The 15623-nt window shown below is 40.5% G+C and carries 16 protein-coding genes; 5 read left to right on the top strand and 11 right to left on the bottom strand.

The features are described from left to right. The first annotated feature begins 33 nt into the window (after positions 1–33). Positions 34–327: a DUF456 domain-containing protein gene (locus tag D0T08_RS10185; protein WP_116982514.1), complete on the top strand. Its 294-nt coding sequence runs from the start codon at positions 34–36 to the stop codon at positions 325–327. 122 nt (positions 328–449) lie between these two features. Here D0T08_RS10185 and D0T08_RS10180 read toward each other — a convergent pair whose 3' ends face one another. From D0T08_RS10180 to D0T08_RS10145, 8 genes are all read right to left on the bottom strand, one after another. Next, the gene (locus tag D0T08_RS10180) at positions 450–1397 is read right to left on the bottom strand and encodes a polysaccharide deacetylase family protein (RefSeq protein WP_116982513.1); all 948 of its coding nucleotides are present in this window, start codon (positions 1395–1397) and stop codon (positions 450–452) included. Positions 1398–1533: 136 nt separating this feature from the next. Beyond that, a complete protein-coding gene (locus D0T08_RS10175) occupies positions 1534–1968 on the bottom strand; it encodes a response regulator (RefSeq protein WP_116982512.1) in 435 nt (144 codons plus the stop codon). Positions 1969–2145: 177 nt separating this feature from the next. Further along, on the bottom strand, positions 2146–3102 hold the full coding sequence (locus D0T08_RS10170; protein ID WP_116982511.1) for an alpha/beta hydrolase: 957 nt from the start codon (positions 3100–3102) through the stop codon (positions 2146–2148). Positions 3103–3322: 220 nt separating this feature from the next. Beyond that, positions 3323–4291: an alpha/beta hydrolase gene (locus D0T08_RS10165; RefSeq protein WP_116982510.1), complete on the bottom strand. Its 969-nt coding sequence runs from the start codon at positions 4289–4291 to the stop codon at positions 3323–3325. A gap of 247 nt (positions 4292–4538) precedes the next feature. Further along, positions 4539–5009: a response regulator gene (locus D0T08_RS10160; RefSeq protein WP_116982509.1), complete on the bottom strand. Its 471-nt coding sequence runs from the start codon at positions 5007–5009 to the stop codon at positions 4539–4541. 199 nt (positions 5010–5208) lie between these two features. Then, a complete protein-coding gene (locus tag D0T08_RS10155; RefSeq protein ID WP_116982508.1) occupies positions 5209–5655 on the bottom strand; it encodes a response regulator in 447 nt (148 codons plus the stop codon). Between the two features lie 466 nt (positions 5656–6121). Continuing rightward, positions 6122–7165 (bottom strand): NAD(P)-dependent alcohol dehydrogenase, encoded by a 1044-nt coding sequence (locus tag D0T08_RS10150; protein ID WP_116982507.1) that lies wholly within the window; start codon positions 7163–7165, stop codon positions 6122–6124. A 109-nt stretch (positions 7166–7274) separates the two neighbouring features. Continuing rightward, entirely contained in the window at positions 7275–8042 is a 768-nt protein-coding gene (locus tag D0T08_RS10145; RefSeq protein ID WP_116982506.1) for a hypothetical protein, read from the bottom strand. Positions 8043–8208: 166 nt separating this feature from the next. Here D0T08_RS10145 and D0T08_RS10140 point away from each other — a divergent pair, with 166 nt between their 5' ends. Next, positions 8209–8526: a hypothetical protein gene (locus D0T08_RS10140; protein WP_116982505.1), complete on the top strand. Its 318-nt coding sequence runs from the start codon at positions 8209–8211 to the stop codon at positions 8524–8526. Positions 8527–8585: 59 nt separating this feature from the next. On the opposite strand, the gene D0T08_RS10135 is transcribed toward D0T08_RS10140, so the two are convergent. The 3 genes from D0T08_RS10135 to D0T08_RS10125 all read right to left on the bottom strand — a co-directional run bounded on the left by D0T08_RS10135 (position 8586) and on the right by D0T08_RS10125 (position 10673). Next, positions 8586–9116, bottom strand: a complete 531-nt coding sequence (locus D0T08_RS10135) for a DinB family protein (RefSeq protein WP_116982504.1) — start codon at positions 9114–9116, stop codon at positions 8586–8588. 224 nt (positions 9117–9340) lie between these two features. Continuing rightward, positions 9341–9988: an NADPH-dependent F420 reductase gene (locus D0T08_RS10130; RefSeq protein WP_116982503.1), complete on the bottom strand. Its 648-nt coding sequence runs from the start codon at positions 9986–9988 to the stop codon at positions 9341–9343. Positions 9989–10097: 109 nt separating this feature from the next. Further along, on the bottom strand, positions 10098–10673 hold the full coding sequence (locus D0T08_RS10125; protein ID WP_116982502.1) for a Crp/Fnr family transcriptional regulator: 576 nt from the start codon (positions 10671–10673) through the stop codon (positions 10098–10100). A 209-nt stretch (positions 10674–10882) separates the two neighbouring features. Here D0T08_RS10125 and D0T08_RS10120 point away from each other — a divergent pair, with 209 nt between their 5' ends. The 3 genes from D0T08_RS10120 (at position 10883) to D0T08_RS10110 (ending at position 15547) form a co-directional block, all read left to right on the top strand. After that, the gene (locus D0T08_RS10120) at positions 10883–11641 is read left to right on the top strand and encodes an SHOCT domain-containing protein (protein ID WP_199538144.1); all 759 of its coding nucleotides are present in this window, start codon (positions 10883–10885) and stop codon (positions 11639–11641) included. 149 nt (positions 11642–11790) lie between these two features. Further along, positions 11791–12507 (top strand): SHOCT domain-containing protein, encoded by a 717-nt coding sequence (locus D0T08_RS27785; protein ID WP_199538143.1) that lies wholly within the window; start codon positions 11791–11793, stop codon positions 12505–12507. 136 nt (positions 12508–12643) lie between these two features. Then, positions 12644–15547 (top strand): 3-coathanger stack domain-containing protein, encoded by a 2904-nt coding sequence (locus D0T08_RS10110; RefSeq protein WP_116982500.1) that lies wholly within the window; start codon positions 12644–12646, stop codon positions 15545–15547. Positions 15548–15623: the final 76 nt, after the last annotated feature.

Raw genomic sequence — 15623 nt, 5'->3', positions numbered from 1 at the left:
TTTTAATCTCTATCACACAAAACTATTCTAACTATGAAAAAGACAGACAAAGAGAAGTTCATCAAAGAACAAGTCGAGAAACATAATGAGACTGAGCAGAAGAATACCAGAAAGGCAGTAGAAGATGCCGTGAATGGTACACCTAATCCACCAGATGCCAATACCACACAAAATGCGGTAATCGGGGCTGTAGTGGGTACAATTGTAGCAGGGCCATTAGGACTTATTATTGGGGGAGCAATAGGCTCAAATATCGAAAGCGATGAGAAGAAAGAATATGACGAGGTATATGAAGAGACCAAAGAGGCTTTGAAGAAAGAGAAATAAAGGTTCAGTAACTACCGCCGGTAGACGAATAATTGGTATAAATTCTCAATAGATAATGGCTCTGAGTTTACCCGTGTCACGGCCGTTTTCAGACGAGTATAGCCGTGGCACGGGGTTGGTGGTTAAAGCCCCAACTTATCCATCATGGGCTTCTCATATTCGCCGTCTTCGGCCGGGTATCGCAGTACCTTTTCAAATTTGCCTGATTGTTTAGCTAATGCCCATATCAGGCTCTCACCTGCCGGAATGTTGGTGAGTACTTCTTCGTAAATCTTATCCTGATAGGCTTTATCGGCGTTGAGTACTTCCCAACCATTGGCTTTGAAATGTTGAATGAGGTCGTCCAGGAATAAAGCGGCTGCCAGATTATGGTGTAGCAATATCACATGATTGATTCGTCTGCCGGATAGCTGATGAGCCAGAGAGTCGTAGAAAGTAGCCCGGTTGAATAAGTGATTTTTATAATATTCTCTGAAACCGCTGATATCGGCTTTGGGGTTTTGTTTTAATCGGGTTATCAACCGGCCAGCAATGTACCAGTCAGAGGCATCAATGGTCACGTGTCCGTTTTTATAGCCTTTTTGCTTCATAAATGCCCTGAATTCTTCTACTTTCTCTTTCGTATTACCCTCTTTCAGATAAGGAAATCTGAAATACTTATAATAATTGGAGTAGTTTCTGATAATAGAATCATTCTTCATCAACTCGGCTTCAAACGCTTCCAGACTTGTGTTTTTGCTGTTAAAGTTGGGATGAGTAAAGGTATGATTGGCAATCAGATGCCCCGCATTATTCCATGACGACAACACGTACTTGCCTACCGGGTTAATTTTATTAGCCCCCGACGAAAACAGTATGGCTTTCAACTGATGTTTTTTCAGGTGACCGAGCAACATTTCATTCCAGACTCTCAGTTTATACCCTCCGGCGTCGTTGATTTGTCCGTCGTCAAAGGTGAAGGCTATTTTTGGTTTTTCTTCTACTTGCTTTACTTCACGTGAGTTGTTCTGATGTAAAAATGTGAATGCCGAAAGGGTTGCTGAAAGTGCAAAAACAACAAGTTTGGTCATAGTCAGTCCTGTAATAGAGGTTTTCAAAATTATGCCTGGCAAGATACAAAAATTATAAGAAAGGTAGTAGAATCATAAAAATTGCGAGATTCTCGCAAAATCTCGCAATTTTTACTAATGCATTTTATACTTCTATTTATGCATACTCAGCCTTTGAATTGGGGTGCACACAGGCCGACCAATAATCCATAATGAGTTTAATATCTCGTTTGGTGGCTTCAAAATCATGATTTTTCTGGAAGAACCCCTGTACTGTCAGTCTGGTATAGGCCTCACGTACATGATCCATATTGGCAGTAGTGGTATAAAATATAAAAGGGATGCTCTTTTCACGCAGGCGATCGCTGGCGTCTATTTCTCTTTTTAACTCAATGCCACTTTGGCGAGGCAGATTAATATCGCACAGGATAATAAAAAGCTGGTGTTCGGTCGATAAAATAAAGTTTTTGGCATCGTTGCAGTTATCGAACCAAACCAGCGGGTTTTTAATTTCTAATTCTTCAAATACTTCTTCAAGAAAAACTTTATCGTCAATATCGTCTTCTATCAGCAAAATGGGTCTCGTTATCATCTATTTCTATTTATTGTCGGTCAAAGGTAACGGTATTATTCCTGAAACCAGTACGGGTTTAGCATATTAACTATTTAGAGATAGGAATTGTTATGGTGAGTTCTTATGATTGCCCTTATTGTCTCGATACTGAAAAAGGGGCTCAAAATTTTGAACCCCTATATATCTTTTTATATTTTATTTTAGGTATGTCTTGTTTAACCATGCTACGCATTCCTGCCAGCTTTCTACCGGGATTTTGGCATGATACATATCTTTCAGTATGATAAACTCTTTCTGATTACCCGGTATCAAATCATAAAGGTATCTGGCTTTTTCTACTGTAAACAATTCGTCTTTATCACCAATACCTACCATGATCGGGATTTGCATATCCTGCTTGATTCTGAGGTCTTTTACGGGTATCATCGTTGTGAACCGAAGCGTATATCGATAATTATACAGTGGGTCTTTAGCAACCACCATACCCTCGCGGTAATACTCCACCGCCTGATACGATGGGCGTAGCAAAGAACTGGCTATAATCTTGGCTTTCTGAAAAGCTGATGGGGGTACTACTTCGGCCTCTTTGCGTCTTTCATAGGCGGCAGAGAGCAGTATCAAGCCTGCCAGTTCTTTCGGGGCAGCATTGGCTAAGGTTATGGATGATACTACGCCAAGACTATGCCCTATCACCACCACTTTTGGGAAACCAAGTCCTTTGATATATTTTATGGTCTCTACCAGATCAGCCGTAAATCTATCTTTGCCGGGACTATCGGCCCGGTTGCCGCTGGATAGTCCGTGCCCGCGGTAGTCAAGTCCAAAAGTAGTATAGCCACCCTCGGCTAAGGTTTTGCCGGCCATATCGTATGCCTCACTATAAGCTGTAATGCCGTGAAAAATCAGTACGGCCATGTCTTTTTTGGCAGGTGGGATAGTATCAGGATTCCATCTCCGGATAAACAGCGTTTCGCCATCGAAGGTTGTTAAGAGTTCGTGTGGTTCTGTATAGGTCTGTCTTAATTTAGCGGCTTCTTCGGGGGTGACACCGATGTGATGTGTTCTTGATTCGTCAGGAAGGAAGGCAAGTATCAATCCGATGGTCAGGACAGCAAGAATTAGGAAGAGGAGTATGTACATGATTTTTTTCATTTGTTAGGGTTGATTAGGGGTTGGTTGTAGGGGATGTTTTGTAGGAAACATCTGCCTGGGTTCAAAATTTTGAACCCCTACTTTGTTGCAATAGGTCGCAGTAGTATTATGTATTGAGATATATTTGCTAATCCACATTGATCGTGCTACCCAAGCGGTGTCCGGCCCTTTTGTGGACGAGTATATCCTACGCGGCCCGGCTGTGGTACGTTGGCCTTTGTTATTTTATGTAAGTTCTATTCAGCCAATGAACACATTCCTGCCAGCTTTCAACCGGGATTTTGGCGTGAGTAGTGTTTTTCATTACCAGAAATTCCTTTTTATTGCCCGGCACAAGGTCATAGAGCTCGCGGGCTTTTTCGAGGGTGAATAATTCGTCTTTGTCGCCCATGCCTACCAGTACCGGAATATTCAGGTCTTTGGGTAATTTGAGTGCCTTTACATCCAGCATTGACACAAAGCGGAGCGTATATCTGAAATTGAACAGAGGGTCTTTGGTTACGGTCATGCCCTCACGATAATATTCAATGGCCTGATGGGATGGACGAAAAACCGAACTGGATAAAATTCTGGCTTTCTGAAAAAATGATGGCTCTTGCTGCCCGACACCTTTGCGGCCCTCGTAGGCACCTGATAGTAATATTAATCCTGCTATTTCATTAGGTACGGCATTGGCTGCACAAATGGCTGATGCTACGCCAAGACTATGCCCCATCACTACCACTTTCGAGAAGCCAAGACTTCTGACATACTTAACGGACTCGGCCAGATCGGCATACCATCGGTCTTTGCCCGGATTATCTCCCCGATTGCCACCCGATAAGCCATGTCCGCGGTAATCTAGCCCAAAGACGGTGTATCCTCCGGCTGAGATAGGTTTTCCGGCCATTTCATAAGCACCACTGTGGGCAGTAATGCCATGAAAAAGTAACACAGCTATATCCTTTTTGGCAGGCACCAATGTATCAGGGTTCCATCTTCTCAGGAAGAGCGTTTCTCCGTCTGAGGTGGTGAATGTTTCACTCGGGGCTTTGAAATCTTCTCTTAGTTTAGTGGCCTCCTCTTCCGTAATGCCTGCATGATGTGTTTTTGATTCTACAGGTATAAACGCCAGCACCAATCCGATAACCACGATACCAATCACCAGAAAGAGCACAAAGAATAAGATTTTACGGAGCATTTTTTTCATAGAACTCAATTGTATTAGGGTTTATGTACAAAAATAAACTTAATTAATACAATTTAATCAGAACCGGGATAAATTTTAGGTGGGGATTGGAATAGCGATTAAAAATGGAAATAAACTGAAGAATTCAACCGGCTGAAATCTTTTAGCCCTATGAGTGCATAGCCATGCCACCCGTGCGACGTCCGACCTTTCTAATCTAAGCAGAACGTACGCCGCACGAGCGAGGCAAGTTTATATTCAATGAAACTTAAATCTCCTTTTCAGTAATAAAAAACGATTTCTGTTCGGGCGCGGAATATTCTTTCCAGTTTAAGCCCAAAACCATGTTAATCATTTTTGTGAGTGTCTTATAATCCTGGGGTTTCAATAAATACAGATTAGCTCCGTGTTTATAACACTCTTCAATATCTTTTTTACTGTTTGATGTACTTAGTATCACACAAGGAATCTGTGCAAACTTCTCATTTTTCCTGATACGTTTCAGGCATTCTATGCCTGTCATCAAAGGCATATTCACGTCTAGAAAAATGACGTCTGGGGTAGGATTATCAGCCACTTTGAAAAATTCCAGTACTTTTTCTCCATCGGCTACAATACTCACTTCAATCGGTACTAAAATATCATGAATAGATTCCATGAAAATCATCTGATCGTCATGGTCGTCTTCTGCCAGCAAAAATTTTATCGGTGCGCCCTTCGTAAGTAAAGTGTAGTTCATCTATTCAATAATCAATTAGTTTATGGCTTTATTACCCTAAAATTAAAAGCTATTTTCTTACGTGTCAACCTAAATTAATCCTTTTTCAGCTTTTTTTTCAAAGCTGAACAATCAATGAAAAACAGGCAATTGCAGGACTGATTACAAACAAAAAAAGCTCGTATTTTAACGAGCTTTTTTTTTATTTATTGTGTCTGAATTATATTTCTGATAAAATAAATGATTCATATTTTGGTGGAAAATATTCTTTCCAGTCCAGCGATAAAGCTTTGTCTAAGGTCTGAGTCAACACAGCAAAATCACGGGGTTTAACCAGGTATAGATTGGCGCCGGCACTAAAGGCTTTCTCAATATATAGATCTTCTTTAGCCCCAGAAAAAATAACGCAAGGTGTGTCTTTCAATAATTGGCTATTTCTTATCTTATTCAGGTATTCAACTCCGTCAATATATCTCCAGAGCAAATCAAGAAAAATAATATCGGGTGCTGTAGTTTCCAGTAATTTTATATTTTTTTCTATCTCAATTCCGTCTTTAACCACTGTCAGCTGATTAGGAATTGAGCTATTTTCTAACGCCATTGAAAACAGAAATATATCGTCGTCATCATCCTCGATCAGGCTTATTTTTAATGGGTTACGTTTCATAAATAATGGGTTTAATAAAACAACGTGCAGTAATTAGATGCAGATGTAGCTGAAAAGTTTATTAATTTTAGTTGCCGACTTTGTTAACCTATTGTTAATAGAGAAGAAATAGCTTTTGTCTGCTATTTTCTATGCAAAAAGCCCGCCAGAAACGGGCTTTCTTATAAAATTATTTAGCAAAAGTTATAAAAATATGATAATACATTACCAATAGTTACGAAAAAAACCGAAAGTCGGATTCAGGAATAATAAAAAAAAATCGTAAGAAAGTATCCTACGATTTTCTGTTAATATAACTTTTGCGTACCAGACTACATGCCCATAGGCTGACACATAAACCTAACAAATTTTTCGTGATTTTTGTTTAACTTTTAATAAAATTCTAACATCATAAATTAAACAAAAACCATTCCGTTTTTGCTGAGTTTACTTATAAAATGCATTTGAGCTCAGTCACTCAATTCTCTTAAAGCGTTGCCATATCAATTACAAAACGATAGCGGACATCGCCTTTGAGCATTCTTTCGTAAGCCTGGTGAATGTCTTTGATGTTGATGAGCTCGATATCTGAGACAATGTTGTTTTCGGCGCAGAAGTCGAGCATTTCCTGTGTTTCGGCAATGCCACCGATATTTGACCCGGCAATACTTTTACGGCCAATGATCAGGCTGAATGCACTCATTTGAGCGGGTGATGGCGGAGCGCCCACACAGATGTGTACACCACTCACTTTCAATAAAGACAGATATACCTGATAATCATGGTCGGCCGATACGGTATCCAGAATAAAGTCGAATTTTCCTCTTACACTATTGAGTTGCTCGCGGTCTTTAGTGACCACGAAATGATGTGCGCCCAGTTTTCGGGCATCGGCTTCTTTTTCAGGTGAGGTACTTAGTACGGTTACTTCTGCCCCTAAAGCTACGCCGAATTTTACGCCCATGTGTCCTAAGCCGCCTAAGCCTAACACTGCCAGTTTATGGCCTGTGCCTACTTTCCAGTGGCGCAAAGGCGAATAAGTAGTGATGCCCGCACAAAGCAGCGGAGCAGTACCTGCTAAATCCAGATTCTCCGGAATATGCAAGACGAAATCTTCGTTCACGACAATGGTGTTTGAATAGCCACCATAGGTAGGCGTTTTTTTGTCCTGTTCCCGACCGTTATAAGTCTGGCTATTGCCATTTAAGCAGTATTGTTCTAAACCCTGCTGGCACGACTCACAGGTGCGGCACGAATCGACCATACAGCCGGTTCCGGCCAGGTCGCCTACTTTAAACTTCTTAACATGATTCCCTACCGCTATCACACGGCCAACAATCTCGTGCCCCGGTACCATCGGAAAAATACCCGGAAACCAGTCGTTTTTTATCTGGTGTAAATCTGAGTGACAAACGCCACAATATAGAATATCAAACTGCACGTCGTGAGGGCCCACCTCCCGACGTTGAAACTCCCAGGGAGCTAAATCTGATTCATGTGTTTGCGCTGCGTACCCTTTAGCACTGATCATAGCTATTCTTTGGTTTAATTTTGAAAATGGTTTGAGTTAAACTGATAACTAAAAAATGAGGGTTTTGATTAATGAAAAATAAAATCTACCGTTAAACTTACAGGTATTACTATTTTACCCGTTTAAAGTTCTTGTTGAAATGATAATTTAACAGCACCATCCACATAAAATCTTTGTTACCGGGAATATCAGAACTGAAGGTCTGATTGATAGAGGATTGTATGCTGAACGGCAAATTTTTATGTGATAAGACCCCTGTAATCAAGATATAATTGCCTTGATACCCGTCTGTATCTAAAAAATACACCATCGGAGTCAGTTGGAACCTGAGGTGTTTGCTTAATCTGATATTGGATATACTGGTATTGAAAAACAAAACATCGGCATATCGCGGGCCATATTTTTGTAGAGCGCTCCCATGAAAATAAGTCGCTTCCACACGCCAGTTGGGCGTAATCTCATAGGCCGGAACTACCTCTCCTGCGGCAAATCTCAACATTTCGGTAATTTCAAGCGGTTTGCCATTATCATCAATGGTTTTCCGGATAAAAGAAAAAGCCGGATGGACGCCGAGACGCAGACTAAATTTCTTTTGCTCAATGAGCCGATACCTCAGCCAGAATACCATACCGCCTTTGCGGCCATCGAGCACCAGGCGAATGTCAGGGTCGAAACTCAAACGCTTTTTGCGCCACGAGGGAAGAATGATAACGGCAGGGCTATTCAACGAAAAAGTAGGAATAATTGAAAAGCCGTTGTTAGTAATGCCTACAGAACCCGAGAAGTTAATAGTGTTTTGTGTACTATCGGCTTGCTGCGAGTAAACCGCTTGAATCGATACGATAGAAGCGGTTGCCAATACTTTAAAGAGCTTCATGTTTAGTTAAGTTAAATAATAGGTTAATGGCAGTTACAAAATTACCGGATAGCCATCCATGAAATCTTATACATTTTACGGAATTACTTACCAATTTCACAGGTAGCGATACAGATACAGAAAATTACGGATAATTTTGATTGAAAATCAAATAAAAAGCAAGAAAATGGTTGTATATGATACCGTTAGAAAATACAACAAGTCTTTCAATAACCCGACTTTACATCCGCTTATCAGCCTGGTAGAGCTGGGCAAAGCGGGTATGATAAAGCGAGAAAAGTTTATGATGGAGTTTTATGCCGTTATTATCAAAGAAAGTATCTGCGGGGATTTGCGATATGGCAATAATTATTATGACTATGCCGAGGGAACGATTGTATTTTTTGCGCCGGGGCAGGTAATTACGGTTGAGCCTGATGGTGAGTTACATCAGCTCTATGAGCAGAAAGTGGGCATTACACCTCATGAATATCGGTTGAATTAAGCGACTTGTTGGGTGAAGATCTATTACAAGCTTTACCCAACAAGTTCATTTTATTATTATTAAAACAATTTCTCCTGTGGTGGTTTTACGCCTGCCATACGGATATAAACGGTGGTTTGGCCGCGGTGGTGAGTCTGGTGCTCAAAGCATTTGGCAATAGCCATACCTTTAGTCATTTCGAATCTGCCAAAAACCTTAGCATTTTCTTCCAACTGCGCCGGAGTCATTTTTTTGATATTGTTGATAACAAAATCATAACTTTCCAGCACCAGCTTCGTTACGGTAGCTTTCGACTTGTCGGTACTTTTTTCTAATCCTCCCATGCCATAAGGACTTTTTTCGCCTGTTACAGACGAGATAAAACCGTAGTTCCCGTCTGATAAGTGGAACATCTGGTCAGCAAATGAGCGCATTTCTGGCGTTGGTTTCAAGGCATAACCTGATTCAGGCATAGCATCCAGGTACTCCTGCGTATACACTTTGGCGCGTTCCCATTCTTTTACTATGGCATCAACAGAGCCCTGTGCCTGAGCCATGAAAGATACTCCCAATACAAAGCAAAGGGTAGTGAGTAATTTTGAGATTTTCATTGTAATAAGGTTTATGTTTAATGATTGGGTAAATGTACAGGAAATAAATAATTGTTGCTCTTAATGTATATTAAGATTTTAGTTTGAATTACTTTAGGGTTTATCCTTTATTGTCGCACGGCTTGCTTGTTGGGTGCCTGAATCAAAGAGCGCCTTTAACCGTGCCACGGCCTTTTTCTTGCGAGTATAGCGTACGCCGCCCGACCGTGACACGGTTTTGGATATTAGATTTTAACTTCTGCCAGTGTCACTGTTTTACCCAATGCCCCATACTCATGTAAATCTCCGAATACCTCTATACGAATAGACTGGTCTATCCCACCTACTCTCACAGGAGCAAAACCATTGGCTTGTATCAGGCTTTCTACAGCTTCGTTGATGGTAGTATCGTCTGTGGCATAAAACAATACGTTTTCAGGTTGTTGGTTGGCAGCATTGGCTAAGTTAGTTGCCCCTAATGTGCCCAGGGCTTTTGCCAGTTTTGCGCCTTTTGGTAAGAGGGTAGCATTAATTTGTCCGGCAGATTCAGTTTCTCCGATGATTTTATCAAAACCACCTTTGTCGTTAGGTGCAATAGGGTTTGATGGATCGATGATGATTTTGCCTTGTAGCAGGGAATCGTATTGCTCGAAAACCTCTTTGATAGCCGAAAACCAGACTGATAAGACGATGATGTCGGCCGCTTTGATAGCTTCTTCGATACTAAGTGGGGTTGCTATGCTGCCTAAATGGACGGCCATTCTATTGGCTTTTTCAATATTTCTATCGGCTACTATTACCGTGCGATTGTTTTTGGCGAGATTCGTTGCTACTACCTGACCAATATTGCCAAGGCCGATAACGGCTATTTTTTGATTGTTTATTGCTTGCATGATCTTCGTTTTTTTCTGTTAATTTGATAATGCAAAATTACTGCGGGCAGGTCGTTCGCGCTCTTAAGGTATCTTAAGAAATAGGCTTAAGGTAGATTAAGGGTAATGCTTACTTCTTCATCAAGTCCTTACGAATCTTGCTCAGAAACTCAGGCGTAATGCCAAGATAAGAAGCAATTTGTGTATTAGGCAAGCGATTGGCGAGGTTAGGGTATTGTTCGAGGAAACTGAGGTAGCGTTGCTCGGCAGTGGAGCTGAAATTCTGCAAAACCCTGTTCTGGAGTTCTACGAATTTGTTTTCGATAATCACCTTAAAGATGCGATTGAGTTTGGCGATGTTGTTATAGAGAAAGTATAAATCCTTTATTTCAATCTGCAGGATTTCGGCAGGTTCAATGGCTTCAATAAATAGTTTGCTGGGCTTTTTTGAGTGAAAACTGCCTATATCGGCAATCCAGTCACCCTCGGCGGCAAACTGGATATTGTGTTCATAGCCTTTATCATCAACTCCATACATTTTAAAGCAACCCTCCACCACAAAAGTATAGTGTTTACATACAAACCCCTCTTGCAGAATCATCTGTTTTCTTTTGATTTTCCGGGCGTTCACCCTACCATCTAATAATGCCAGTTCATCATCGTCAAGTGGGAGAATCTGCTTAAAATGGTCAATGAGGGCTTGCATGATTATTAGTTGTTTGCTGCTAAATTAGTGAATGCGTTGCTAATAGGCTAAATATCTCTCAGATAATGAAAAAATGGTAGAATAGTTATGCCCGAATTGCCTTTAGTAAGGCTGCTAACGTCTGATTTTTTAATATATTTGTGATAAGATTTTCGGGCAGATTCTCTCATTAAATATTCCCGACCTGCATTTAAAAACCCTATACAAATATGAACTCCACAAATTGGTATGATGTTCTACGATTTGTTATTACAATCGGTATTATTGTCGCGCTTTTTCGATGGATGATGTTTGATTGGAATAAGGCAACAAAAAAGTTATTTGATACCTTGCACGACTTTAAAGTAGACGCTTTTCATTTAGGGGGTAAAAAAAGCTATTCATTTGCGATTGATAAAGAAAGAAAAAAAATATGCTTCGTTAAGAGGCTTAAGCCTGTTTTTTACGATTTTAATCAGATATATAAATGTGACTCATTTGTTCAGACCTATTATGAAAGGGAGTCTAAAACCGGGAGTTTTACCGGAACGGCCAAAGTAAATGGTGAACGCGTAAAAGTGAGAGGCTCGGTGAGCGTACTCGGAGACATACACAAAATATGTGATAAGATGGGGCTGGAAATAACAATAAAAAATGATTATAGACCTGTATATACCGCTTTATTCATATCACAGCCAACCTATGTCAATTCAGATACGTATGAAACAGCGTATGACCTCTGTCTGGAGTGGGATAGTTTTTTTGATTCTCATGCCATTGAAAAAGACAAAACAGATTCAAACAATCGCACTGTTAGCTTAACTCTTGATGGGTCAACATCGTCTTTTGCTTCCAAATTGACTTCAGGTACCCAAGTGGCTTCCTCATCTATTGCCGACGAAATTCTGAAACTAAAAAACCTCTTAGACCAGGGAGCGCTTACACAAGAAGAATTTGAAGCACAAAAGGCAAAGATTCTTAACGGCTAAGAACTTTTGCGCACCCCGAAACTGAAATCGATTAAAAAATCCGTTGATTCTATCCTCAGAAACCTGATAGATTTGTCTACGCTCAAAAAACTTATACTTTTATGGACAATGCTCATTTGTTTAAATCATTCATAATCTGGGTTATAGTCATGTTTGTTCTTTTATCTGTTTTTGTCCTGTTTTATAACTGGAATAAGCATATAAAAAGGACGATTTTTGATAAACTTCCAGACTTTAAAGTCGATGCTTTTCATTTAGGTGGAATTGAGGGAGATTCTGTGGCCATTGATAACGAAAGAAGAAAATTCTGCTTTGTAAAAGATTTCAAGCCGGCTTATTTCGATTTCAGGGATGTATTAAAATGTGAGGTAATCAATCAATCCTATCTGGCATCGAAATCAGGTGATCGAAGATATGCCGTAACAACCAGAGTAAGTGGTGAAATCGGTTCGATGGATAAACCCGGAGATACCTATAAAATGTGTGATAGCCTGGGCCTGATAATAACCATGAACAATACTGAAAAAACGCAATACAAACTTCTGTTTATAACAAAGGCTACTCAGGAAAACTCAGCTGCTTATCATAAAGCCTATGAATTATTTAATGTATGGCACAAATTATTTGTACATCATGCCATAGAAAAAGAGGAAACTGATACAATCACCCATTCTAGTACCACCATCAATATAACGGCTGATGCCTCAGCAACGCCGCAAGTTGCCCAACTGGTTTCCAGTATCCTCGCTCAGCATCAAACCCCACCTGTTGCTGATGAAATTCTGAAACTAAAAAACCTCTTAGACCAGGGAGCACTTACGCAGGAAGAATTTGACACACAAAAGGCAAAGGTTCTGAATGGGTAAATATCGTTTTACTTTTGTATTAATCAGCCTTTTCACCCTTTACCTTTATTCATTTTTTTGGTATATTTGCCAACTGTTAAGGCGGTCTAAATAAAGTTACCACTCCCTGAAAATTCATATAAAAGTATTATCCTATATGTTCACTGCTGCTGCTATTAAAATCAAATCACGGGCAACCTGTCTCTCTTTTATTCTACTATTGGCTACATATGCCCTATCAGCGCAGGAATTAGTGCACGATATAGCGCCATCTACCAAAAGTATTGTGATAGAAAATACCTGTATGGTTGATAGTACATTCTATTTTTCAACCAAAAACCTCGAAACAGGTGTTAAATCATTATGGCGAACAGACGGGCAAACCAACGGAACAATAGAATTAATAAACTCAAGTCAGTCAAATGCCCCTGTCAATTTCCAGAAAATGACTGCCTGGAAAGGTAAACTCTTTTTTACGTCAGGCGATGAATACCATAAAGCCTTATGGGTAAGCGATGGAACGGCAATTGGTACAAAAAAAATTCAGGCTGATATAGGCTCTACTACAGAGCAGGATGAGTACAAGATTTTCTTTCAGGGGAAGAATTACCTCTTTTTCATATCCAACCGAGACCCCGCCAACTATAATGGCATCGATTTATGGAGGACTGACGGAACAGCCCAGGGAACAGTGTTTTTGAAAAGCCTTTATACTAATAGCCTGATAAATGAAGCTTATATTGATATAAACGGACAATTCTATTTCATTGCATTTCATGACGATTTAGCCATCCGTACAGAACAACTCTGGAAAACTGACGGGAATACGCTTACATTTCTGGCTAACTTAACCGCCAAGCCAGCGACATTCTCAACCCAAAGGCTGCTTAAACTAGGTAATCAGTTAATACTCGAGCGCTTTCATGTAAATGAAAACGGATTTACTAATCTGCTTGAACTCTGGAAGAGCAACGGCACACCCGGTGGAACTGCAAAGTATACCGAATATAATGCAAGTTTTGCGCCTACCTATAATTTCAAGGAATACATAGAAATGAATGGCGCTATATATTATACAGGTGCCGATCATAGTAAAGCTGAACTTTGGAAAACCGACGGTACTGCTTCCGGTACGCGTATGGTTTCAGAATTTGCCGGCGCAGGTAGTAGCTCCCGACCAGAGGGATTTGTTGTGATTGATAATCAGTTATTAGGCACCGCTTATATTGCCAATCAGACACGCATTTTTACATTAACAGGTGGTATAGGGAGTGCGTATGATATAAATCTGCCAGACTACACCTATTACCATACCTCTCCAAACTATGCTAAGCTCAATAATCAGCTCTATTTTTCGGCTTATGACGATATCTGGCGAACCAATGGCATAACTACCAGCAAGTTTTTTACCAATACCTCTGCTTTTGGTGTATTTCAGTATCTGGCAGTAAATAACCGATTGCTATATATAGGCCGGAATGAAGCTTATGTGCAAAAACTTTTTGTTTGCGATGGTACCACCGCTACCGAATTGACTCCACAGGATAAACCCGGATTTATATTCAGAAAACTATTAGGACAAACCTCTCGCCTTGTCTATTTTCTGGCTTATGACGATATCCATGGCCATGAAATATGGCGTTCGGATGGTACGGTGGCAGGTACTTTTATGCTGAAAGATATCAGAACCGAAAAGGCTTCGTCTTCGCCGGGCAACCTGATTGCGCTTGATGATAAAGTGTATTTTCTGGCCAGAAACGAAAAAACCGGTACGGAATTATGGAAAGTAGACACCAAAACCCTTGCAGCATCGCTTCATAAAGAATTTACGACCGACACTACTCAGAATTTTAACGGGATGGCTGCCTATAATAATAAAGGGCTGATACTGACCGAAAGCAGGTATTTATGGCAAATCAAATCTTTTGGCGTGAGTATTGACAGGCAAAATGTGCGTACTGGTTCTTATCCGGCCAATTTCACTCCTTCTACTAACCGGATATTCTTTACGATGGAAGACGGGCAGGGCATTGAGTTGTGGTCGTCATACATGGGGACGGTAAGTTCTAAAGTAAAAACCATCAGTACTGACGTTGGCGGGTCAAAGCCTATTTTATTAACTGATGTAAACGGAACAGTATTTTTTGCGGCGCATACCTACAATACTGGTTATGAACTCTGGAAAAGCAACGGAGAATCGAATGGCACAGTGAAGGTAAAAGAAATTACAGCCGGAAGAACAGGTACTGTTTTCAACTATCTCTATAACGCCAACGGAACCTTATTGTTTATTACCGATAATGGCAAAAAACTATGGAAAAGCGATGGCACCGATGCAGGTACTATAATGCTTAAAAACTTCGGCAGCGGTCTTATTTATAATGCGTTCGCCTATCGTCAGGGTTTTACTTATTTTGTGGCCAACGACCCCGGTAATGGTGAGGGTTTGTGGCGAACTGATGGCAGTACGTTAGAACTGGTTAGGCCTATCACCTTAAACCTGAGTTCAGCAACTGATTTTGAGATAGTGGTCTTTAAAAACTTACTCTTCTTTAAGGCAGACACTCAACTCTGGAAAAGTGATGGTACCAATGCCGGAACACAAGTGCACCTGTCGATACCGTGTTCAAATCTGGTAAGCTCCGAAGAAGACCTGTTTTTTAAAGGCTGTGATGCCAATGGTTGTGAACTCTGGAAATCGGACAATGTCAATACCTATCGTGTAAAAGACATTCATGTAGGGGCAGGTAGTTCAAATCCGAGGAATTTCCTTCTGACAAACGGAAAACTTTTTTTTGCAGCCAATGATGGCGTGCATGGAGAAGAGTTATGGGTCTATAAAGTATGCTCTATCGAAAAAAACATTACTGATAACTATCTGAATGGAGTAATAAAAAAACTGGAGGTTTCAGACAAAATTACAGCTACCAGTATTATCATGGAAGGCGCTTCCATTAAACACGATGCAGGCAAAGCTATCATTCTGAACCCCGGTTTTCAGGTTCAGAACGGAGGTATTTATCAGGCTTATATTAATGGTTGTGCGGATGATAATAATTAGAGTTGGTAGAAAGCCTATTTCGATTGATTACTTTCTGTGTTCCCCAGAGTCTCCCGTAGGTACGTAAGAGTCTCTG

Origin of the sequence: Emticicia sp. C21, assembly GCF_003418935.1 — a bacterium.
Taxonomy (GTDB): domain Bacteria; phylum Bacteroidota; class Bacteroidia; order Cytophagales; family Spirosomataceae; genus Emticicia.
This window is presented reverse-complemented; position numbering and strand designations above follow the sequence as displayed.